At 64.2% G+C, this 22100-nt stretch carries 18 protein-coding genes and 1 pseudogene; 3 read left to right on the top strand and 16 right to left on the bottom strand.

Going from position 1 to position 22100, the window contains the following annotated elements; translation table 11 throughout:
• The 6 genes and pseudogenes from KI242_RS21985 to KI242_RS21960 all read right to left on the bottom strand — a co-directional run bounded on the left by KI242_RS21985 (position 1) and on the right by KI242_RS21960 (position 8230).
• Positions 1-1295: pseudogene (locus tag KI242_RS21985) on the bottom strand (cellulase family glycosylhydrolase).
• A complete protein-coding gene (locus KI242_RS21980) occupies positions 1285-2481 on the bottom strand; it encodes a glycosyltransferase (RefSeq protein WP_212805573.1) in 1197 nt (398 codons plus the stop codon). The pseudogene KI242_RS21985 and the gene KI242_RS21980 overlap by 11 nt, the downstream one beginning before the upstream one ends.
• Positions 2481-4475 (bottom strand): LPS biosynthesis protein, encoded by a 1995-nt coding sequence (locus KI242_RS21975; protein ID WP_011062486.1) that lies wholly within the window; start codon positions 4473-4475, stop codon positions 2481-2483. Before KI242_RS21975 ends, KI242_RS21980 begins: the two co-directional genes overlap by 1 nt.
• A gap of 18 nt (positions 4476-4493) precedes the next feature.
• A complete protein-coding gene (locus tag KI242_RS21970; protein WP_015636504.1) occupies positions 4494-5270 on the bottom strand; it encodes a polysaccharide biosynthesis/export family protein in 777 nt (258 codons plus the stop codon).
• 68 nt (positions 5271-5338) lie between these two features.
• On the bottom strand, positions 5339-6796 hold the full coding sequence (locus KI242_RS21965; protein ID WP_212805572.1) for a mannose-1-phosphate guanylyltransferase/mannose-6-phosphate isomerase: 1458 nt from the start codon (positions 6794-6796) through the stop codon (positions 5339-5341).
• A complete protein-coding gene (locus tag KI242_RS21960) occupies positions 6797-8230 on the bottom strand; it encodes an undecaprenyl-phosphate glucose phosphotransferase (protein ID WP_011062483.1) in 1434 nt (477 codons plus the stop codon).
• Positions 8231-8668: 438 nt separating this feature from the next.
• Here KI242_RS21960 and yegS point away from each other — a divergent pair, with 438 nt between their 5' ends.
• Positions 8669-9568: a lipid kinase YegS gene (yegS, locus tag KI242_RS21955; RefSeq protein ID WP_011062482.1), complete on the top strand. Its 900-nt coding sequence runs from the start codon at positions 8669-8671 to the stop codon at positions 9566-9568.
• Between the two features lies 1 nt (position 9569).
• On the opposite strand, the gene KI242_RS21950 is transcribed toward yegS, so the two are convergent.
• The 3 genes from KI242_RS21950 to KI242_RS21940 form a co-directional block, all read right to left on the bottom strand.
• Positions 9570-10229, bottom strand: coding sequence for a response regulator transcription factor (locus KI242_RS21950; RefSeq protein ID WP_011062481.1), 660 nt, complete (start codon positions 10227-10229; stop codon positions 9570-9572).
• On the bottom strand, positions 10226-11119 hold the full coding sequence (locus tag KI242_RS21945) for a sensor histidine kinase (protein WP_011062480.1): 894 nt from the start codon (positions 11117-11119) through the stop codon (positions 10226-10228). The genes KI242_RS21950 and KI242_RS21945 overlap by 4 nt, the downstream gene beginning before the upstream one ends.
• Before the next feature lie 537 nt (positions 11120-11656).
• Complete coding sequence (locus KI242_RS21940; RefSeq protein WP_019095078.1) at positions 11657-12094, bottom strand: hypothetical protein; 438 nt, start codon at positions 12092-12094, stop codon at positions 11657-11659.
• A 561-nt stretch (positions 12095-12655) separates the two neighbouring features.
• Between KI242_RS21940 and KI242_RS21935 the strand changes: the two genes are divergently transcribed.
• Both KI242_RS21935 and KI242_RS21930 read left to right on the top strand, forming a co-directional pair.
• Positions 12656-13591 carry a chemotaxis protein CheV gene (locus KI242_RS21935; protein WP_212805571.1) on the top strand — a complete coding sequence of 312 codons (936 nt, stop codon included), beginning with the start codon at positions 12656-12658 and terminating at the stop codon, positions 13589-13591.
• 82 nt (positions 13592-13673) lie between these two features.
• Positions 13674-14477 (top strand): MOSC domain-containing protein, encoded by an 804-nt coding sequence (locus tag KI242_RS21930; RefSeq protein ID WP_011062477.1) that lies wholly within the window; start codon positions 13674-13676, stop codon positions 14475-14477.
• A 76-nt stretch (positions 14478-14553) separates the two neighbouring features.
• Here the strand turns inward: KI242_RS21930 and KI242_RS21925 are convergent, their stop codons facing one another.
• From KI242_RS21925 to KI242_RS21895, 7 genes are all read right to left on the bottom strand, one after another.
• Positions 14554-14838: a pyrimidine/purine nucleoside phosphorylase gene (locus KI242_RS21925; protein ID WP_011062476.1), complete on the bottom strand. Its 285-nt coding sequence runs from the start codon at positions 14836-14838 to the stop codon at positions 14554-14556.
• Between the two features lie 74 nt (positions 14839-14912).
• Complete coding sequence (locus tag KI242_RS21920; protein WP_015636499.1) at positions 14913-15452, bottom strand: exonuclease domain-containing protein; 540 nt, start codon at positions 15450-15452, stop codon at positions 14913-14915.
• A gap of 149 nt (positions 15453-15601) precedes the next feature.
• Positions 15602-17557, bottom strand: coding sequence for an acetyl/propionyl/methylcrotonyl-CoA carboxylase subunit alpha (locus KI242_RS21915; protein ID WP_077934578.1), 1956 nt, complete (start codon positions 17555-17557; stop codon positions 15602-15604).
• A gap of 57 nt (positions 17558-17614) precedes the next feature.
• Positions 17615-18412, bottom strand: coding sequence for an enoyl-CoA hydratase-related protein (locus KI242_RS21910; RefSeq protein WP_161466110.1), 798 nt, complete (start codon positions 18410-18412; stop codon positions 17615-17617).
• Complete coding sequence (gene atuD / locus KI242_RS21905) at positions 18409-19566, bottom strand: citronellyl-CoA dehydrogenase (RefSeq protein WP_011062472.1); 1158 nt, start codon at positions 19564-19566, stop codon at positions 18409-18411. The genes KI242_RS21910 and atuD overlap by 4 nt, the downstream gene beginning before the upstream one ends.
• Before the next feature lie 41 nt (positions 19567-19607).
• The gene (gene atuC / locus KI242_RS21900) at positions 19608-21224 is read right to left on the bottom strand and encodes a geranyl-CoA carboxylase subunit beta (protein WP_072450595.1); all 1617 of its coding nucleotides are present in this window, start codon (positions 21222-21224) and stop codon (positions 19608-19610) included.
• 3 nt (positions 21225-21227) lie between these two features.
• Entirely contained in the window at positions 21228-22097 is an 870-nt protein-coding gene (locus KI242_RS21895; RefSeq protein ID WP_019095082.1) for an SDR family oxidoreductase, read from the bottom strand.
• Positions 22098-22100 lie beyond the last annotated feature (3 nt).

The following is a 22100-nucleotide window of genomic DNA, read 5'->3' as shown; positions in this document are numbered from 1 at the left end:
TCACCACACCAACAGTTGCAGGCTGGTTTTCAACGGCACGCTCAGGCCCGCTTGCCCGCTCAGCTCGGTGCGGGTGCCGGTCAGCGGATCATGCAGCGTGGCCGCGTTGAGCCCGGGAACCTGCAGGCTGGCGCCGCTGGCGCTCCAGAACATCCAGACGTGGGAGCCGTCGGGCCGGGTCCAGGCGATGCTGTACAAGTCGCTCGGGGCGTTGCTCAGGCCGGGGGATCAGCCGGGGCCAGGCTCGGCCCGGTGGTGTCGAGAAAATACTTGAGGGCGTTGTAGACCGGCTTGGGTTCGCCGGCCAGGTCCACCAGCCCGTAGGACTGGTCGCGGTTGCTGGCGCGGGCATCCAGGTCGCTGAGGTTGAACAGGAAGATCCGCTGGTAGTCCATGGCCGCCATCAGGGCCAGGCGGCGCAGGGTGTAGTCGGCCTGGCCGTTGACGCCGATCATCGCCTGCATTTCCCGGGCTCCGCTGGTGTAGCTCGACCAGCCCCACTCGGTGGCCCAGACCTGTTGCACGCCCTGGCTGTGCAGCGCGTTGTTGAGGAAGTTGCCGCGTACGAGGAAATCCTGGGCCGCGGCATCGTCGCCTTCCGGGAGCTCGGAATAGGGGTGGTAGGCGGCAATCAGGTTTTCCGTGCCCAGGCCCTGTTGCAGCAGGTCTTCGAGCATCAGCCCCGGGGTGCTGCGCATCTGGCTATAGTAGGCCATGCCCGCGGTCGCTACAGGCTTGTCGGGAATCGCCGCGCGAATGGCGCTGGTGGTGGTCGTGAGCAACTGGTCGTAGGCGTCGGGGTCTTCCTTGGGCAGCCAGACGATGTTGGGTTCGTTCCACACCTGCCAGGTGTTCACCTGGGGATAACGCTGGGCGAGCATTTTCATGCGCTGGGCGAAGACGTTGAAGTCCTTGGGCGGGTACTGGTCGGAAGGGGGCGAGCCGCTGGGCACGTTGGCGGCGAAGGGCGCCGAACCCACCATGTAGGCCAGGACCCGGTACTGGCGGCCCTGGATGGCGTTCATCGCGGCGTCCAGGGTGTCCAGCTGCAGGTCATTCTCGCTGGGTTCGATCATGGCCCAGTGAATGGCCAGGCGGACCCAGCTCAGGCCCAGGGCATCGAGCCGGTCCATCTGCTTCTGGTAGACGCCGGGGGTGAAGTACTGGAACTGCGCGTTGACCCCGAGAAAATCCTTCCACACCACCGCTCGCGGCGCGCGCAGGGTGGTATCCGCCAGGGCGTTCCAGGACAGGCAGGCGAGCACCAGCAGGGCAATCGCCGAGCTACGTCGCATAGGCATGGGCCGGGCCTCCACAGGCATCGCTGAACACCCGGGCAAAGCGCTCGGCGGTATGGCTCCAGACCCGCCGGGAGCCGATCACTGCGGCGTGCTCGGCCCAGCGCTCCACCCGTTCCGGGCTGGCGCACAAGTGGCTGAGTTCGGCGGCCAGGGCGGCGACGTTGCCCTGGGGAAAGATCACGCCGTTGTCCTGGGCCACCTCTTCGGCGAAGGAGCGGGCGTCGGAGGTGATGGCGCCGCGGCCGCAGGCCACCGCCCAGGACAGGGCGCCGCTGGTCCCCCGCAGCGTGCCCAGGAGCTTGAGTTTGCTCGACTCGCGGTAGGGCAGGACCATTACGTGGTGGGCCTGGATCACCTTGGGAATGTCCGTGGCCGGCAGGTCCAGTTGCCAGTCGATGCTGTCCTGCAGGTTCAGGCGCTGTATGTGCTGGCGCAACTGGTCGAGGTAGCTGCCGGCGCTGCCGAAGGCCATTTCCGGTTCACTGCCCCCGGCCAGGGTCAGGCGCATGCGCTCGCGCATTGCCGGTTGCTGGGCGAAGGCCATGGCCAGTGCATCCAGCAGATCCTCGATGCCCTTGCCGCGGTAGATGAAGCCGAAATACAGCAGCCTCAACGGGCTCAGCGGCGGCAGCGGCCGGGCGGGGATGGCCAGGTTGCCGTGGGGGATCACCACCATCTGCTCCGCACGCAACCCCATGCGCTGGCGCAGGCAGGCGCCGCCGGCGTGGGTCAGGGTGATCAGCCGGGTGAGGCTGCGGGCCAGCTGCTTTTCTTCGTGCAGGCACAAGGGGTCGGTCAGTACCGTGGCGATCTGTGGCAGCGGTGAGGGCAGCCGCGTGGCCAGGGACAGCGGCCAGGGCAGGCTGGCCCGGCGCCAGACCAGGCGTTCGGGGTCGTGCACCGTGGCGCTCAGCGGCAGGCTGGGGAAACGCTCGCGCAACGCCTTGAGGGCATGAAACTCCGCCAGCCGGCCACCGCCCAGCTCGGCGTGCACCAGGTCGATCCCCTGCCAGTCACTGTGCGCCACCCGCTCGATGGCGCGTTGCGGGTCGTTGCCCAGCCCGGCCAGCGGCGTGCTGACTTTCAGCCCCAGGCCTTCCAGGGCGGTGCGCAGGTGCGCGGCGTAGTCGGCAATGCCGTTCTGCTCGGGAGGCATGGGTGCCAGCAGGGCAATGTGCATCAGTGGGGGCTCCTGATCCGCGCCAGGAAGTTCAGCACGTTCTCCGGGATGCCGAAGCGCCGGCGGTTGATGATGATGCCGTCAACCCGTTTGAAGGCGGTGGTGAGAATCGACAGGGCGTTTTGCAGCACGGGCACCGTGGTGGTTTCGGCTTCGACGATCAGGGCGATCAGGTCGGCCTCGCGCAGGCTGACGAAGGCTTCCTGGTTGGAGAAGAAGCCCGAGGCTTCCAGCAGGACGATTTCGCCAGGCACCGCGTTGGGTGCGCCATTGACCCGCACCACGTGCCCGCGCTCCTGGAGCAGGTCGCGCAGGTGCGCGGTGACGAAGCTCACGCCTTCGCCGCGGCGTGCCGAGGTCAGGCCGATCACCAGGCCCTGCAGCGCCACCTGCTTGAGGGGCAGGATGCCGTACAGGCGGTAGAGGCTGGCGGTGAAGGCGCTGTTGCGTTGCGGCAGGTGGCTGTCGAGGTCCTGCAGGCTGGTCCAGACCTTGACCCCGAAGCGCTCCTCGATCTGGTCGCCGTCATGGATGCGCTGGTCCAGCAGATAGAAGAAGTACAGCGCCAGCAGGCCCACCGCCAGGCTCAGGGGGATGGCGGCGAGCAGCATGCTCAGGCTCTTGGGAAAGACCCGGCTGGGTTTGAAGGTGGCTTCTTCGATCACCGCGATGTTGCTGATCTGGCTCTGGTCCAGCTCGCGGTCGATGCGGGCTTTCTCGGTGCTGTCGCTGTACAGCGCGAAGCTTTTCTCCGCCGCGCTCAGTTCCCGTTGCAGGCGTGCCAGTTCAGGTTCCACGGCCAGCGCCTGGCGCCGTTCCTGTTCGAGCTTGAGCAACTGGGTTTCCTGCTGGGCGGCCTGGGTCTGCAGGCGGCTGAGGCTGGCCTGCTGGTCGGCGAAGCTGTTCTGCAGGCGGGTATAGACCGGGTTCGGGGCCAGGTTTTCGCTGCGTTGCACAGTGCCGCTTTCCGATTTCAGCAAGGCTTGCAGGTTGGCGATTGCCGCATCCATGGCGCGGACCGGAGGGGCGCCTTCCTTGAAGGTGCGGAGCATTTCCTGACGCTCGATCTGCTTGGCGTTGATCCGCTGCTGCAGGTCCTGGCGGTCCGGGTTGAGGCTCATCTGGCGGCCGATGCTGATTTCTTTCTTCATGCTGTTGAGCTGCTTCTGGATGGTCTCCAGGCCGCTGCGAGTGGACGCCACTGCTCGGGTGGTATTGAGGTGTTCGCCCTTGAGGTTGTTGAGGTTGCGCGAGATATCGTTCAGGCGCTCTTCGATGCTCACCGCCCCCAGTTGGTTCAGGTAGTCGGCGATCTGCTTCTTGTAGCCGAGGATGCGCTGGTTGGTGGCGCCACTTTCGGTTTCATAGAAGGCGTACAGGCTTTTGCGCCCGAGGGTTTGCGCGCGTTCCTGCTGGTACTGCTCGATCCAGCTCTTGACCACTGTCTGGGCCACTTTGGGGTCGTTCCAGGTAAAGCTCACTTCCATCACCGAGGAGCCTGCGGCGTGGGTCACGCTGAAGCTTTTCAACATGCGTTCGGTCAGGCGTTCCACCGGGGTCTGCTTCTCCACCAGGCCCACCAGTTGCAGGGCCCCGCGCAGCAGGTCGACGATGCCTTCCACCGCGCCTTTCACTGCGTTCTTGAGGGTGGCCAGGGCACCACTTGGTTGGGGCTGGCGGGACAGGTCGTCGAGGTACTTTTCCGCCACTTTGCGGGCGATGGGCTCGCCGCCGAGGATGCGCTCCTCATCGATGATCGGATCACGCTGGGCGCTGGGAATCACCACAGCCTGGCGATCGGCGATCTCGATCGGCAGGGTGCTGGTGTCGCGTCCGGGCTTGACCAGCAGCAGGGCGGTGGATTCGAAGCGGTTGGGCAGCAAGAAAGCCCCCAGCACGATGATGATGAAGGTCACCAGGACGGTGATCTTGACCTCGCGCTTGAAGATGAAGAACAACCGCAGCAGATCGCGAAAGGAACGGATATTGATCATGAGTGCTGTCCTTGGCGATCAGTTGGCCGACTGGCGATTGATTTCGTAACTCGCCCCGATGCCGATCGACTTGGTGAACGGAATCAACTGGTTGAGGTACACATCCACCCATTCAATGCCGTTGCCGACGCTGGACTTGGGCACGAACACCACGTCGCCGCGTTGCAGCAGCACCGGCGCGGCTCCGGCGTTGCCGGCGATCATGAATTTTCGGTAGTCGAAAAAGTAGGTCTTGTAGCGACCGTCCTCGCCCTCGCGCAGCAGGGCGATATTGCGGCTGTCGCCCACATTCAAGAGGCCCCCGGCGCCGACTATGGCCTGCTCCAGGGTGGTGGTCACGGTCACCGGCAGGGACGCCGGGTTGCGTACCGAGCCGCCGACGAACACGGTGTTGCCCGGTGCCTGGTTGATGTTCACGGTCAGTGCCGAGTCCTGGTAGATGTTCTTCAGCTTGTTTTCCAGGACCTGGGTCAGTTGCTGCGGAGTCAGCCCCGCGGCCTTGACCTGCCCGGCATAGGGGTAGGCGAAGGTGCCATCGTTGAGCACGGTGAACAGCGTCAGTTCGTAGATCGAGTTGGCGGTGAATGCCGAGATCGATGGCGCCTCACCAGTGTTGCGGACGATGCGCAGGGTATCCCCCGGGCGAATCCGCTGGGGCGGCAACGGTTGGCCGGCCAGGGCATCACCGGCCCGATGGGCGGCCTCCAGGTCCTGGCTGGGCGGCAGTTCCACCTTTGCCGGAATGGAGCAGGCGCAGAGCATGAGAACACTGGAAATCAGCAGGAGTCTTTTCATCGAGCGGTCTTCCTGGCGTGCATAGTCACAACTCCCTGTCGGGCCAGATTGCTGCTTGGAGCGTCAGTTCAGGTCTTGGCGGCTTCGGCGGGAGCCCGCCCGTAAATGTCGTTGAAGCGCACAATGTCGTCTTCGCCGAGGTACTCCCCGCTCTGTACTTCGATCATCACCAGGTCGATCACCCCGGGATTGACCAGGCGGTGAGTGCGGCCGGGCTTGATGAAGGTCGACTCGTTGGTATTGAGCAGGAATTCGTCCTCGCCATTGGTGACCAGGGCCATGCCGCTGACCACGATCCAGTGTTCGCTGCGGTGGTGGTGCATCTGCAGCGACAGCGAGGCATTGGGCTTGACCATGATGCGTTTGATCTTGAAGCGCGGCCCTTCCTCGAGCACGGTGTAGGTGCCCCAGGGACGGGTCACGGTGCGGTGCAGCTTGTAGGCGTCGTGGCCCTGGCGCTTGAGTTCCTGGGCGATCAGCTTGACGTCCTGGCTGCGGTTGCCGTCGGCCACCAGCAGGGCGTCCGGAGTGTCGATGATGATCAGGTTGTTCAGCCCGACCCCGCCCACCAGGCGCTTGCGCGAGTCGATATAGCAGTTGCTGACATCGTGCAGCACGGTCTCGCCGTTGCACTGGTTGCCATGTTCGTCCGCCGGGGTCAGCTCGCGCACTGCCTGCCAGGAGCCGATGTCGCTCCAGCCCAGCTGGCAGGGCACCACGGCGACTTTCTTCGAGCGCTCCATCACCGCGTAGTCGATGGAGATGTCCGGGGCCTGGGCGAAGCTGTCGCCATCCAGCTCCACTTGCAGTTCGTGCTTGCCCTCCTTGCGGTGGCTCTGCTCCAGGCAGTGTTCGACGGCGCTGACCACCTCGGGCACGAACTCGCGCAGCTCCTGCAGGATCACGTCGGCACGCATGCAGAACATCCCACCGTTCCACAGGTGCAGGCCGCCATCGACATAACGCTGGGCGGTGGCGGCGTCGGGTTTCTCGACGAAGCGGCTGACCTGGAAGCTGTCCTTGTTCAGGCCCTGGCCTTTCTCGATATAGCCAAAGCCGGTCTCGGCGTGGGTGGGCACCAGGCCGAAGGTCACCAGCCAGCCTTGCTCGGCCAATTGCCGGGCGCTGTCCACGGCGTTGGCGAAAGCCTGCACATCCTTGATCAGGTGGTCGGCGGGCAGCACCAGCAGCTGTGCATCATCGCCATACAGGCGGCTCACGTGCAGGGCGGCGGCAGCGATGGCCGGTGCGGTGTTGCGCCCGAACGGCTCAAGGATGAAGTCCAGCTCCACTCTGGCCTTGTTCAGCAGGCGATAGTCGTCGAGGGTGCGAAAGAACACCTCGCGGTTGGTCACCGTCAACAGGCGGCCGACGTCCTTGAGCGCGGTGGCGCGCACGAAGGTTTTCTGCAGCAGGCTTTCGCCGTCTGGCAGGCGCATGAAGGGCTTGGGCATCGCCTCGCGGGATACCGGCCACAGGCGGGTGCCGGCGCCGCCAGCAATGATGCAGGGAATGAGTGTGCTCATTCAGAAGGCCTCGCGGGTCATGATCACGGATGGAACAGTGCGGAAGAGGATGTACAGGTCGAACCATACCGACCAGTTTTCAATGTATTCCAGGTCGAACTCGACACGTTTCTCGATTTTTTCCAGGGTATCGGTTTCGCCCCGATAGCCGTTGATCTGCGCCAGGCCGGTGATCCCCGGCTTGACCCGGTGGCGCGAGGTGTACTCCTTGACCGCCTCTTCGAAGAGAATGCCGGCGGCCTTGGTCGCGGTGGCATGGGGGCGCGGCCCGACCATGGACATGCTGCCGCCGAACACATTGAACAGCTGGGGTAGTTCATCGAGGCTGGTCTTGCGAATGAAGCGCCCGACCCGGGTGATGCGCGGGTCGCCCCGGGTGGTCTGCTTTTCGGCATGGGCGTCGGCCATGTGCTGGTGCATCGAGCGGAACTTGTAGACCTCGATCAGCCGGTTGTTGTAGCCGTAGCGCTTCTGCTTGAACAGCACCGGGCCGCTGGAGTCCAGCTTGATCGCCAGTGCCACCAGCAGCATCACCGGCGACAGCAGCACCAGGGCGATGCTCGACAGCACCATGTCTTCCAGGCGCTTGAAGAACGGCGACCAGCCCCGCAACGGCACTTCGGAGGCGTTGAACATCGGCAGGTTGGCGACTTCGGTGATGCGGTTGTGGGCGTGCCGGAAGGCCACCATGTCGGGCACCAGCAGCACGTTCACCGGCAGCCTTCGCAGCTCGCGGATGACATAGGCCATGCGGTTTTCCGCCGACCAGGGCAGCGCCACCAGGACCTGGGTAACCTTTTCCTCGCGGATCAGCCGTTCCAGGTCGCTGGAGTTGCCCAGCAGCGGCAGGTTGCACAGGGTCTTGGGCAGGCGGCCGATGCGGTCGTCGATGAAACCGGTCACTCCGGAGCGGATGTCCTGATGCTGGGCCAGGTATTCGGCCAGGCGCTGGCCGTTTTCCGTGGCGCCGAGAATCACCGCGTTCTGCAGGAACACGCCGCGCTGCATCAACTGCTGGAACAGGGTCAGCAGCACCAGGCGCTCGATGCCGAACAGCACGAAGCTGCCGGCAAACCAGCCGAACAGCTCGGGGTTGCCGATGGTGTTGAACATCTGCATCGAGTGATGCATGAACAGCAGCACGCAAAAGGACGAGGCCCAGGCGAAGAGGGTCAGCTGGAAGCGCAGCTGGTTGCTGAAGATGGATTCGGCGTACACCCCCAGGGCCTGGAAGATCAGCACGCTGATGAGGGCGAAGAACACCAGCAGGGTCAGGTCGCTTTTCAAGGCTTCCTGGCTGTTGTTGGACAGCAGGATCAGCAACAGCCCGGGAAGGATTGCAGTCAGCCCATGAACCACACGGATGCCGAACAGGAAGTACTCGACCATGCTGGGGCGAGTCAGTAACAGGCTGTCTACAGGTTGCAACCGCATAAGATCAATTCCCTCGACCTAAGGCACACCGGTTGACTGGAGAGATCGCGAGGAAGTTCGCAATGTTTGCGACTTCCCATCGTCTGGTCCCGGCACCGAAAAAAGCCACGTCCCTTCATCCCCAGGCGTGGTCGGCATTCAAGTGGGAAAACCGTGCCCTCTGCGTATTCAGGTGGGGCCCCCGGCGCCGGTCAAGGTGATGACCTGCACTTCCTCATCTAAACGACAGGGGTCAGTAAAGCTCATGAAACAACGACCCGCTAATTGAAAGCCGGACCGTGCCGGACGAATCCCTGCCTCCCTGCGGCTAAGCTGCCGGATTGCCGGGGGGCCATGGCCAGACTGCTTCCGGCAAAAAAATAAATTCCGACGACAGACTTTTTCGGCGGGCGGCAGGGTCAACATCCTTCATGGAATCCATAACCGGAGTCAGGGCTGATGAGTGAGCGCAAGGCATTGTTGATACTGCACGGCAAACAGGCCCTCAACGAGGAGGTGCGCGCGGCCGTCGAGGCCCGGCGCGCCGCCGGCTGGGACTTGCAGGTGCGCCTGACCTGGGAGGCGGGGGATGCCCAGCGCCTGGTGCAGGAGGCATTGGCTGCCGGCCATACCCGGCTGATTGCCGGCGGCGGCGACGGCACCCTGCGGGACATCGCCGAAGCCCTGGCCAATGCCGACGCCCCGGCCAGCCTGGTGCTGTTGCCGCTGGGCACGGCCAACGACTTTGCCCGGGCTGCCGGCGTGCCGCTGACCCCGGCGGCGGCCCTGGACCTGCTGGATGTGCCGGCGCGGGCGATCGACCTGGGGGAGGTCGGCGGGCAGATGTTCCTCAACATGGCCACGGGCGGCTTTGGCAGCCAGGTCACCGCCAACACCTCGGAGGATTTGAAGAAGGTCCTGGGGGGCGCGGCCTACCTGTTCACCGGTCTGTCACGTTTTGCCGAGCTGAGCGCGGCCTATGGCGAGTTGCAGGGGCCGGGTTTCCACTGGCATGGCGAACTTCTGGCCCTGGGCATCGGCAACGGCCGTCAAGCGGGCGGCGGGCACGAGTTGTGCCCGGGGGCCCTGGCCGATGACGGCTTGCTGGATATCAGCATCCTGCCGGCGCCCCAGGAACTGGTCGGCACGCTGAAGAACCTGCTGGCGGGCGGGTTGGGGATCGACAATCTGTTTGTCCGGGCACGCCTGCCCTGGGTCGAGATCAAGGCGTCCCGAGGCCTGGACATCAACCTCGACGGCGAGCCGCTGCAGGGCGATACCTTGCGTTTCACCGCCCGTCCTGGCGCGTTGCGGGTGCATCTGCCCGAGGATTCGCCGCTGCTGGGAGGCGCCCGCTGAGTCAGTCGTCGAGGCTGATGATGCGTTCGCGCACGGCGAACAGCACCAGCCCGGCAACGTCGAAGATCTGCAGGCGCTTCATGATCTGCGAGCGGTGGGTTTCCACGGTCTTGATGCTCAGGCCCAGGCCCAGGGCGATCTCCCGGGTGGATTTGCCGCGCACGATCAGCCGCAGGATTTCCAGCTGGCGGGCCGTCAGGTTGTGGTTCTGCTCCGGTGGCGGAGGTTGCTTCTGAGCCCGGGTCAGGGCCTGGTTGATCACCGTGTGGGCGATGGCCGGGCTCAGGTAGCGTTCATTGTTGCGCAGGGCCTGGAGGGCGTGCTCGAGTTCTGTGGCGGTGGTGTCCTTGAGCAGGTAGCCGTGGGCGCCGCATTCCAGGGCCTGCATGATCAGGGCCGGGTCGGTGTGCATCGACAGGATCAGCACCTTGCTCTGCGGGTGGAGCGCCTTGAGCCGGCGCAGGGCGTCGAGGCCGCCGGTGTGTTTCATCGACAGGTCCAGCAGGATGATGTCCGGATGCAGCCTTTCGACCATTTCCAGCAGGAACGAGCCGTCATCCGCTTCACCGATCACCGCGTATCCGGGAATGTCCATGACCAGGGCACGCACGCCAGCCCTGATGAGCGAGTGGTCATCCACCAAGAGTAAATTACAGGTCAATGTAAAACCTTATTCGTGCTGGCCCGCTCCAGAGTGCGAGGGGCCCAGGGAAAGAGTGCTTCGATCTGTGTGCCTTGGTCGGCCTCGCTGGTGACCTTCAACAGGCCGCCCAACTGACTGATTCGTTCCTGCATTCCGGCCATGCCGCGCTGGCCCTGGGCGCCCGGGTCGCTGGCCGGTGCGAAACCCTGGCCATCATCGCTGATGAACAGCGACAGGCCTTCGGGCAGTCGTTGCAGGCGTACCAGCAGGTTTTTCGCCTGGGCGTGGCGCAGGATGTTGGTTACTGCTTCCTGGGTGATGCGAAACGCTGCGACGGCCATTTCCTCGGGAATGCCCGCCAGGCGCTGGTGGCACTCCAGGCTCCAGTGCACCGAGGTGTTTTCCAGGGTCTTGAGCAGGTGGGCGCGCAGGCTGGCTTCCAGCCCGAGGCTGGCCAGTTGCCGCGGGTTGAGGATGGCGGAGACGTCCCGCACCTTGGCCAGGGTCTCTTCCAGGGTGGTGCCCAGCACCGCGCAATGTTCTTGCAGTTCGTCCGGCAGGCGGCGCTTGAGCCAGTCGGTCTGCAGCTTGGCGGCGGTCAGCAGTTGGCCGATGTCGTCATGCAGTTCACGGCTCAGACGGTGCCGTTCGTTTTCCTTGACCTCCAGCAGGCGTTCGGCGAGTTCCTGGGGCTGGAAGCGGATGGATTTGCGCGAATAACCGTATTGCATCCAGATGCAGGCCAGCGCCGCCACGTTGATGACCAGCAACCCCAGAGGCAGAGGCCGGCCCAGCCAGTAGACCAGCACACTGGCCAGGGTCGAGCAGGAGCACAGCAACAGGCTGAGCCAGCGCAGGTGATCACGGGAGGGGGGCCAAGAGAAGAATGACTTGAGGCTGGCGTACATAGCGGATGGAGCCAATGGATGTTCGCTGCGAAGAGCCCGGTCAAGTATGGATGACGAGGCTTGTTTGGGAAACGGTGCTCTTTGAATACCCGGTTTCAATCAACGCTGTCTGTTCGTGTTGTACAGGCTGAGTAGTAACTGCCGCCATTGGAATCAATGTGCCATTAACTGTGTCCGTTTATGCGCCGCATAATACCACCGAAGATACCGTCGGTCGCGTTTATACGCTCAGTCATATAGGACTTCAGAGTCAGGAACTGGAGGGTATCGGTACGTCGGTACCATTGGCGCCACGTGCGCCCGAACATCGCGCAAAGTGTGCTGGGGAGCGGGTTTGCCCGCATGCACAGCGCGTTGAACAGCAAGTCCTGGTGACCTTGCTAGTTGGCTTTATGGAGTGATTGATGTCGCTCTTGGGTATGAATTAATCAATAACGACGGGGTGCTTGGCAGTTGGCCCGATATTTTGTCGATGTTGTGCAGTAGGGCGGTGATTGGCGAGAGTTTTATCCGCTGCCCCGCCGGATAAATACAACTTCAGTGGCTGCAAGATGGATATGTGCAGTTACAGTTTTGACCCACTTGCTCTGTCAGTTCTTCGATCAGCATGACTTGTTCGCTGTCGTCCAGATTGAGCTGGCCGTTGCGCGGGTCGATCAGTTCCAGTTGCCAGGCCATCAGCGTCAGGCAGCTCTTCAAGGCGTCGAGGATCGGATCGTTGAGGTCCAGGGGATGGGGGGTGCGCTTGAGCACGCCATGAACATGCAGGGAGAATTCGGCCAGCGGGCTGACTGCGTGGCGGGCCGCGGCCTGGGCCAGGCTCAGCAGGCTGGCGAGCAGGCAGTTGATCGCTTCTTCATCGTTTCTGATCAGGTGCAGGTGGCTCAGGCAGTCTTCCGATCTGGCCAGCAGGGCCTGGGCTTCAAGCAGGAACTCGGGCAGCGGTGTGGCGCACTCGTGGCCGTCCTTTAGCATGCTTATCTCCATGACTGCGTGTCCGATGGCTTGATAGGGCGTTGGCTGAACGGTTTGCAAGTTGGACGCGATAGGTGCAGCTGGATTGACGTTATAGCTGAATGCTTGCCTGCGGTCGCAGCCTGCCGAGCGAGTCGAGTGGCCTCGAACCCGGTCCGTGCGCGCATGCCGGCCACAGCAAGGCGGCGCAAGCGCGCTGGGGCAGGATGAGCGAGGGTAGTGGGGCTTGAAAGGGGGCCAAGCCACCTTTCTGCGATCAAAAACAAAAGCCTGACTCCGTTCATGCAATGAGAATGGCGTCACATTAATGGCTATTGGATATCGCGAATATCAGGCTGGTCCTGATTGTTGATAGGGGATTCCCCTAGGCACGGGAACCTTGCACCGAAATAGAGGTCTGGCCGGCGCAGAGGGTGGTGCTGAATTGACCGCGCCAGTAAAGCATGATGTTAATGTGACATCAACGACTTTGTGTGGCAATTTGCATGCGGGTCAAGATACGGCAGACCCGGCCGATATCTGTCTTTAGTGAATTCATCAGAACAAGCCCAGGAGTCATTAATGGCCGGCATTCTCGACACGGTAGATCAACGCACGCAACTGGTGGGTGAGAATCGCCTGGAAATCCTCATGTTCCGCCTGGCCGGCCGGCAACTGTTCGCGATCAACGTGTTCAAGGTCCAGGAAGTGCTGCAACTGCCGAAGCTGACGCTGATGCCTCAGCGCCATCCCTTTGTCTGTGGGGTGGTCAATCTGCGCGGGCAGACCCTGCCGGTCATCGATCTGTCCCAGGCCATCGGCATGCGCTCGCTGGTCCCGGGCCCCAACAGCACCATCATCGTTACCGAGTACAACCGCTCGGTGCAGGCGTTCCTGGTCGGTGGCGTGGACCGCATCGTCAACATGAACTGGGAAGCCATCATGCCGCCGCCCACCAGCGCCGGGCGCCAGCATTACCTGACCGCCATCAGCAAGGTCGATGACCAGTTGGTGGAAATCATCGACGTGGAAAAGGTCCTGGCGGAAATCGTGCCCTACAACGCCAAGGTTTCCCGGGACAAGCTGGAAGATCCGGTGCTGGAGCGTGCCCGTGGCCGCGAAGTGCTGCTAGTGGACGACTCCAACGTGGCCCTCTCGCAATTGCGCGACACCCTCGGCCAGCTCGGGGTCAAGATGCACATCGCCAGTGATGGCCTCAAGGCCCTGAACATGCTCAAGGCCTGGGCCGACACCGACGTGGTGATGACCGACAAGCTGCTGATGGTGTTCACCGATGCGGAAATGCCGGAAATGGACGGCTACCGCCTGACCACCGAGATCCGCAACGATCCGCGTTTGCGCGGGCTTTATGTGGTGCTGCACACGTCCTTGTCCGGCAGCTTCAACGAATCGATGGTGAAGAAGGTCGGTTGCGACAACTTCCTGTCCAAGTTCCAGCCGGACAAGCTGGTGGACGTGGTCCGCCAACGGCTGATGCTGGACGAAGCCGACGCCTGACACGGGCCTTGCGCCGGCGCTCCTTTGTTTCGGCTAAATGCTGGTATAGGGTGAGCGCTTTTGCCCATACAGGGAGCTGGACATGCGTCTTAGCGCGCTTTACCGATACCCGTTGAAATCCGCCAGGGGCGAGACCCTGCAACAGATCGGCCTGGACAAGCTCGGGCTGCAAGGGGATCGCCGCTGGATGCTGGTGGATGAGGCCAGCGGGCGTTTCCTGACCCAGCGCGCCGTAGCGCGGATGAGTCAGCTGTCGGCCTTGTGGAATGACCAGGGTGGCCTGACCCTGAGCGCCCCAGGCCACTCCACCCTTGAAGTAGCGCTGCCGGGTGCGGATGCACCGTTGCGCGGCGTGACCATCTGGCAGGACACCTTGCGGGTTCCCGATGCGGGGGACGAAGCCGCGGCCTGGGTCAGCGAATTCATCGGCAAGCCCAGCCGCCTGGTGCAGGTTCCTGCGCAGCGGGCACGGAGCACCGCCGCCGGTTATGGCAGGGACGATGACCAGGTGGCCTTCGCCGATGGTTTTCCCCTGCTGCTGATTGGCCAGGCCTCCCTGGATGACCTGGTCGCTCGCGTGGGCCGGCCCCTGGAGATGCTGCGGTTTCGACCGAACCTGGTGGTCGAGGGCAGTGCGGCCTTTGCCGAGGACGACTGGAAACGCGTGCGTATCGGCGATGTCGAGTTCCGTGTGGTCAAGCCATGCTCGCGCTGCATTCTCACCACCATCGATCCGCAGACCGGCGAGCGCAGTGCCGACCGCGAACCTCTGGCCACCTTGCAGAAGTACCGGGCCCAGGCCGATGGGGCGATGTTCGGCCAGAACCTGGTCAATGATGGCAACGGTCGCTTGCAGGTAGGGATGGCGGTGACGGTCATCGAATAACCGGTGCCACCTCGAAAAATGCCCGTCTCCTGGGAGACGGGCATTTTTTATTCCGGGGTAACGCCGCGATGCTCGATCAGCCGCGGTATTCGCACAGGTAGGCGGTGTCCACTGCGACTTTGAGCTGGAACTTGCTGTTGGCCGGAACGTTGAACTGGCTACCGGCCGGGAAGGTTTCCCAGTCTGCGCTGTCTGGCAGGCGCACGGTAAGGGCGCCGGAGACCACGTGCATGATTTCCCGTTGTGCGGTGCCGAACTCGTATTCGCCCGGGGCCATGACGCCAATGGTGGCTGGGCCTTCGGCCGTGCCGAAGGCAATCGACTTGACGGTGCCGTCGAAGTACTCGTTGACTTTAAACATGGGCGATTCCTCAAGAAAGGGTCAAAAAGGGCGGCCAGTATGCACAAGGCCTTCAGGGCCGTCACCTGCCGCCGTCAAGGAAGAATCAGCGGTAATAAGCGTGCTGTATTGCGCGCATCTTCCAGGGCTCGATGCTGCTGGCCGGTAAACTGCATGCCGGCCAGTTGCAGGGCTGCATTGAGCCCCAGGGGCCGCTCCAGGCGCCGGGCCTTGGCGAAGCGCTGCTTGAGGTTCATGTGCGGCACCTCATTGAGCAGGCTGTGCAGCTGTTGGTTGTGCCATTCCAGCTGCAACTGCTTGCGGTCGTAGTCGCCCCAGCTGGCCCAGCCATCCAGGCGCGGCTGATGCTGGCCGAGCCAGCGCTCGAACAGGCCCCAGACCTCGCTCAGGGGCGCGGCGCTGTCGATATTGGCCTGGGTGATGTGGGTCAGTTCGCGGCAGAACGGCGTCAGCATGGGGCGCCGCAAGGGGCGGACGAAACGCTGGAAGTGGTCCTGTTCCCGGCCCTGACGGTTGACCAGGGTGGCGCCGATCTCAATGATTTCCATCTCGCTCACCGGCCAGCCCCCTTCATCCGTCGTGGCTTCCAGATCTATTACCAGCCAGTGGGGCATCACGAATTCCAGCCTTGAAACATCCTGAAGAGGCTTGAGCGTAGCCAAAGCCGAGGCATCCGCCTAGGGGGACGGCTGCTTGAGCGCATCGAGGGGGCATCGTCCCGACCGATGCCCCGTCTGCCTGGATCTGCTGGAAGGTGCCCGGGCTACTCCACCTCCACCAGTACCTGGCGGTTTTTCACCTGGTCCCCGAGGTTGACCTGGACCCGGGTGATCACTCCGTCGATCCCGGCCTTGAGCGGGTGCTCCATCTTCATCGCCTCCAGCACCAGCAGCAATTGGCCCTTGCTTACGTGCATGCCCTCACTGACCAGTACATCGACGATCGCCCCGTCCATGGGCGCCTTGAGCGTACCGCTGGAGGCAGTGTTCTGGCCCTGGGCCGGGGCATGGGTACGATCCACCAGGTGCAGGCTGCCCTTGGCGTTGCTCAGCCACAGCTCCCCGCCCTCCAGCCGATAGGCGCACGGGCGGCGAATGCCGTTGATCTCCAGGCTGGCCCGCCGGCCATCGGCGCTGCGCACCTTGAGCTCCAGCAGCCCATCGCCCTGGCGCACCTGCACAGCGCCCGAGGGCAGTGCGTTCAGGTGCAGCGACCATTGTCGGTCCTGCACCCCGAGCCGGTAGTCCAGGGGCACCCCGGCGTTGTTGCTCCAGGCATTGAGCGCCGGGCCATGGGCGCTGGCGCTGTGGTGGTGGAACAGCGCAGCGGCGATGGCCAGTTCCTCGGCAGTGGGCTCCTGGGGTTGCAGGCTCGGGTCCTGGGCAAAATGCTCGGCAATGAAGGCGGTGCTGAAGTGGCCGCTGGCGAACACCGGGTGGCGCAGCAGGTTGGCCAGCAGCCGGCGGTTGCTTTCCAGCCCCAGCAGCACGCAATCCTCGACGCCACGCAGCAGCTTGCGCCGCGCCTCTTCGCGGGTAGCACCGTGGGCGATCAGCTTGCCCAGCATCGGGTCGTAGAACGGGCTGATCCATTGGCCTTCCTGCAAGCCATGGTCGGTGCGGATCCCTGGTGCCGGCTCCCAGCGCAGGATCTGGCCGGTCTGCGGCAGGAAGTTCTGTGCCGGGTCCTCGGCATACAGCCGCACTTCAATGGCGTGGCCGTCGAGGCGCACCTGCTCCTGGCCCAGGGGCAGCGGCTCGCCGGCCGCCACTTGCAGTTGCAGGGCCACCAGGTCCAGGCCCGTTACCAGTTCGGTGACCGGGTGCTCCACCTGCAGCCGGGTATTCATTTCCAGGAAATAGAACTGCCCGCTCGCATCCAGGAGGAATTCCACGGTACCGGCGCCCACATAGTTCACCGCCCGCCCGGCCTTGAGCGCTGCCTCGCCCATGGCCTGGCGCAGCTCCGGGGTCATGACCGGGCAGGGCGCCTCTTCGATGACCTTCTGATGGCGGCGCTGGATCGAGCAATCCCGCTCACCCAGGTAGATCAACTGGCCATGCTCGTCGCCGAACAGCTGCACCTCCACGTGCCGCGGCTCGATCAGCGCCTGCTCCAGGATCAGTTCGTCGCTGCCGAAGGCGTGCAGGGCTTCGGAGCGGGCCGTGCGGATCTGCTCCAGCAACTGGCCGGCTTGGTGTACCAGGCGCATGCCACGCCCGCCACCGCCGGCGCTGGCCTTGATCATCAGCGGATAGCCGATGCGCTGGGCTTCGCGCTGCAAGGTGGCGTCGTCCTGTTCCGCCCCCTGATAGCCCTGGATGCACGGCACGCCGGCTTCGAGCATGGCGATCTTCGAGCGACGCTTGCTGCCCATCAGCTCGATGGCGGCAGCGCTGGGGCCGATGAACACCAGGCCGGCGCTTTCACAGGCGGCGGCGAACTCGGCATTTTCCGAAAGAAAGCCGTAGCCCGGGTGAATGGCGTCGGCACCGGTGCGCCGTGCCGCTTCCAGCAGCGCGGCGCCGTCGAGGTAGGACTGCTGTATCGCGGACGGGCCGATATGCACCGCTTCGTCAGCCAGTTGCACATGCAGGGCCTCGGCATCGGCATCGCTGAACACGGCCACGGTGCGATAGCCCAGGGCCTGGGCGGTACGCTGGATGCGGCAGGCGATTTCGCCACGGTTGGCGATCAGGATCTTGTTGAAATTGGGCATACAGGCTCCCGGGAATCGGTGGGGGGCGTTCGCCGGCAAGCCGGCTCCTACAAGGGCTCAGTTGGCCCAGGCCGGTTTGCGTTTCTGCACGAAGGCCAGGGTGCCCTCGACCCCTTCCTCACCCAGGACTGCATTGGCGAAGTCGTTGGCGGCCTGGTCCAGCAATGGCCCCTGCGGTTGGTCGACACTCGCCAGGAGCAAGGCCTTGGTCGCCGCGTTGGCCCCCGGGGCGCAGCGCAGCACCAGGGAAAGCTGCTGCTCCAGGCGTTCGTGCAGGGCCTTGGCATCGTTCTCGACAAAGTGCACCAGGCCCAGGCCCAGGGCTTGGGCGCCATCGAAACGGGCGGCGGTCAGGGCCAGGCGCCGGGCCTGGGCCAGGCCGATGCGCTGCACCACGAACGGGGCAATTTGCGCGGGCAGCAGGCCCAGGCTGGTTTCCGGCATGCCGAACTGGGCCGAGTGCTCGGCGATGGCGATGTCGCTGACACAGGCCAGGCCGAAACCGCCCCCCAGCACCGCGCCCTGCAGCACACACACCAGCACCTGGGGCAGGTGCTGCGCTTCTTCCAGCAGGGCGCCGAAGGCGCGGTTCAGTTCACGGTAGGCGGCGCTGCCATGGGCACGGGCGCCGGCCATGTCCTTGAGGTCGCCACCGGCACAGAAGTGCTCGCCGGTGCCGCGCAGCACCAAGGCACGGATGCTGCGCCGGTCACGGACCGCGGCCATCACCGTGCGCAGTTCGGCGACCATCTGCAGGCTCATGGCATTGCGGTTTTGCGGGCGATTGAGGCTGATGAACAGTACGCCGTTGCGCGGCTCCAGCAGCAGGGTCTGGCAGGTAGGGAGCGGGTTCATTTCTTTTTCCCCGGCAGGATGCCCATGAGCTTGCAGATGATCCCCAGCATGATCTCGTCGGCACCGCCGCCGATGGACACCAGGCGCACATCGCGATAGGCCCGGGCCACCGGGTTGTCCCACATGAAGCCCATGCCGCCCCAGTATTGCAGGCAACTGTCGCTGACCTCGCGGCCCAGGCGCCCGGCCTTGAGCTTGGCCATGGAAGCCAGCCGGGTCACGTCCTGGCCGCGTACATACTGCTCGGTGGCCTGGTAGACCAGGGCCCGCAGGCACTCGATCTCGGTGGACAGCTCGGCCAGGCGGAAGTGGATCACCTGGTTGTCGATCAGCGGGCTGCCGAAGGTCTTGCGTTCCTTGCAGTACTCGATGGTGCTGTCCACGCAGTACTCCAGGCCCTTGATCATGTTCGCCGCGCCGAACAGCCGTTCCTCCTGGAACTGCAGCATCTGCATCATGAAACCGGCGCCTTCGTGGCCGATGCGGTTGCGTTGAGGCACTCGCACATTGTCGAAGAACACCTGGGCGGTTTCCGAGCTGCGCATGCCGAGCTTGTCCAGATGCGAGCTGAGGCTGATGCCCGGGGTGTTCATCGGCACCATGATCAGCGACTTGTTGACGTGGGGCTTGTCGTCCGAGGTGTTGGCCAGCAGGCAGATGAAGTCGGCGCTGGGGGAGTTGGTAATCCACATCTTGCTGCCGTTGATCACGTAGTCGTCGCCGTCCTTGCGGGCGTGGGTCTTGAGCCCGGCCACATCGGAACCGGCGCCGACTTCGGAGACGCCGATGCAGCCGACCTGCTCGCCCGTGATGGCCGGCCGCAGAAACTCGTCGCGCAGTTCATCGGAGCCGAAGCGCGCCAGGGCCGGGGTGCACATGTCGGTCTGCACGCCGATGGACATGGGAATGCCACCGCAATGGATGGTGCCGAACTCCTCGGCGGCGACGATGGAGTAGCTGTAGTCCAGACCCATGCCGCCGAATTTTTCCGGCTTGGAGATGCCCAGCAGCCCCAGCTCGCCGGCTTTGCGGAAAATCTCGTGGATGGGAAAGCGCCCGGCCTTTTCCCATTCCTCGACGTGGGGGTTGATCTCGCGGTCTACAAATTGGCGCACCGTGCGCCGCAGTTCTTCGTGTTCCTGGGTGAAGATCATTGTTGTTCTCCTCAAGTGGGGTCAGACCGCGAAATGTCCTATCAAAACCGCGCCACGCCAAAGCTGTTGGGCGCCAGCTCGCGCACCTGCGCCTCATGGCAGATGTCCAGCAGGTAGCCCAGCAGAGTGCGGGTATCGCGCGGGTCGATCAGCCCGTCGTCCCACAGGTTGGCGCTGCCGTAGAGCGCCGTGGACTGGCTGTCGAGCTTCTGCGCGGTGACCTGTTCCAGCATGTCGAGCATCTTCGGGTCGGCTTCCTGGCCGTTCTTCGCATGCTTGGCCTCGGTGACGATGCGCAGCACCTTGCCGGCCTGGGCGCCGCCCATCACCGCGGTGCGGCTGTTGGGCCAGGCGAAGATGAAGCGCGGGTCCAGGCCACGGCCGCACATCGCATAGTTGCCGGCGCCGTAGGAGCCACCGACCACGATGGTCAGCTTCGGCACTCGGGCATTGGCCACTGCCTGGATCATCTTCGCCCCGTGCTTGATCACCCCCTGCTGCTCGGATTCGGTGCCCACCATGAAGCCGGTGGTGTTGTGGAAGAACAGCAGCGGGGTCTGGCTCTGGTCACAGAGCTGGATGAATTGCGCGGCCTTGCTCGCGCCCTGGGGCGTGATCGGGCCGTTGTTGCCGATAAAGCCGCAGGGCCGGCCCTGGATCTGCAAGTGGCCGCAGAGGGTCTGGGCATCGAACTCGCCCTTGAACTCCAGGAACTGCGAGCCGTCTGCCAGGCGGGCGATGATTTCCCGGGCGTCGTAGGGCTTCTTCGGATCGTCGGGAATCAGCCCGAGCAACTCGTCGATGGGGTACAGCGGCTCGTTCCAGGTCCTGGCGGGCTGCACTGGCAGTCGGGCGTTCCACGGCAACAGGCTGACGATCTCGCGGACGATGCGGATGCCGTCGGCGTCGTTTTCCGCCAGGTATTCGGCGGTGCCGGCCACCTGGGCGTGCATCTCGGCGCCCCCCAGTTCTTCATCGGTGGCCACTTCACCGGTGGCTGCCTTGAGCAGCGGCGGGCCGGCGAGAAACAGCTTGGCCTCGCCACGCACCACCACCACGTAGTCCGAGAGCCCGGGCTGGTAGGCGCCGCCGGCGGTGGCCGAGCCGTGGACCACGGTGATCTGCGGCAGGCCCATGGCCGACATCCGCGCCTGATTGGCGAAGCTGCGTGCACCTTCGACGAAGATTTCCGCGGCGTAGTTGAGGTTGGCGCCACCGCTTTGCGCCAGGGTCACCACTGGCAGTTTGTTCTCCATGGCGATCTGTTGCAGGCGCAGGGATTTCTTCAGGCCGCTGGGGGAGATGGTCCCGCCCTTGATCGCGCAGTTGTTGGCCACCACCAGCATGCGCACGCCGCACACATAGCCGATGCCGGCAATCAAGCCGCCGCCGGCCTGGGTACCGTCCTTGTCGTCGTGCAGCTTGTAGCCGGCGAGGCTGGCCAGCTCGAGAAACGGCGCGCCCGGGTCCAGCAGCAGGTTGAGGCGTTCGCGGGGCAGCAGTTGGCCGCGCCGGTCGAACTTGGCCTTGGCTTCGGCGGCCTTGGCCAGCAGGTTCTGTTGCAGTTCCTGCAACTGTTGCAGGCCCGCCAGCATGGCTGCGCGGTTTTGTGCGAACTGCGGGCCGTGGGGGTCGAGTTGGGACTGGATCACCGGCATGGCTTATTCCTCGCCCTTGAGTACGTCGGGCAGGTAGGCGCGATGGAAGCCGTTGTAGGACTCGCTGTTGCGTGCCTTGCCCAGGGGCCAGGCACGACTGCCCAGGCTGGCGGCGCCGTCGATGCGCAGGGTGCTGCCGCTGATGAAGGCCGCGCCGGGGCTGAGCAAGAAAACGATGGCGGCGCTGACTTCCGATTCGCTGCCGATGCGCTTGAGCGGCACGTGTTCACGCAGGGTAGGGATCACTGCCTTGAACGCGCCTTCATAGGTGTCCATGCCGCTGGAGGCGATCCAGCCCGGCGCCACCGCGTTGACCCGCACCCCGGCGTGCCCCCATTCATAGGCGGCGGTCTTGGTGAAATTGTCCATTCCCGAGCGCGCCGCACCGGAGTGGCCCATGCCGGGCATGCCGCCCCACATGTCGGCGAGCATGTTGACGATGCTGCCGCCGTGGCGGCTCATGGACTGGTTGAACACTTCCCGGGCCATGAGGAAGCCGCCCACCAGATTGGTACGCAGCACGGTTTCGAAACCCTTCTGGTTGATCGAGGCCAGGGGCGCCGGGTACTGGCCGCCGGCATTGTTCACCAGGCCATGGATCGGACCAAAGCGCTCCATCAGCCGGGCCACCAGGGCCTTGACCGCTTCCTCGTCGCGGATGTCGCAGGCCTGCCAGTCGGCCTTGCCGCCGTCCTCGGCAATTTCGCCGGCGACCTTCTGCAGTTTTTCCGCCTTGCGCCCCACCAGCAGCACCTGGGCCCCCAGGGCCGCCAGTTCGTGGGCAGTGCAGCGGCCGATACCGCTGCCGCCGCCGGTGACGATGATGGTCTGGCCGGCGAACAATTGCGCTTTGAAAATCGAGTCGTACACCACGGC

Source organism: Pseudomonas sp. Eqa60 (genome assembly GCF_018326405.1).
Classification (GTDB): domain Bacteria; phylum Pseudomonadota; class Gammaproteobacteria; order Pseudomonadales; family Pseudomonadaceae; genus Aquipseudomonas; species Aquipseudomonas protegens.
Note: the sequence above shows the minus strand (reverse complement) of the source record. Positions and strands in the feature narration are given on the sequence as shown.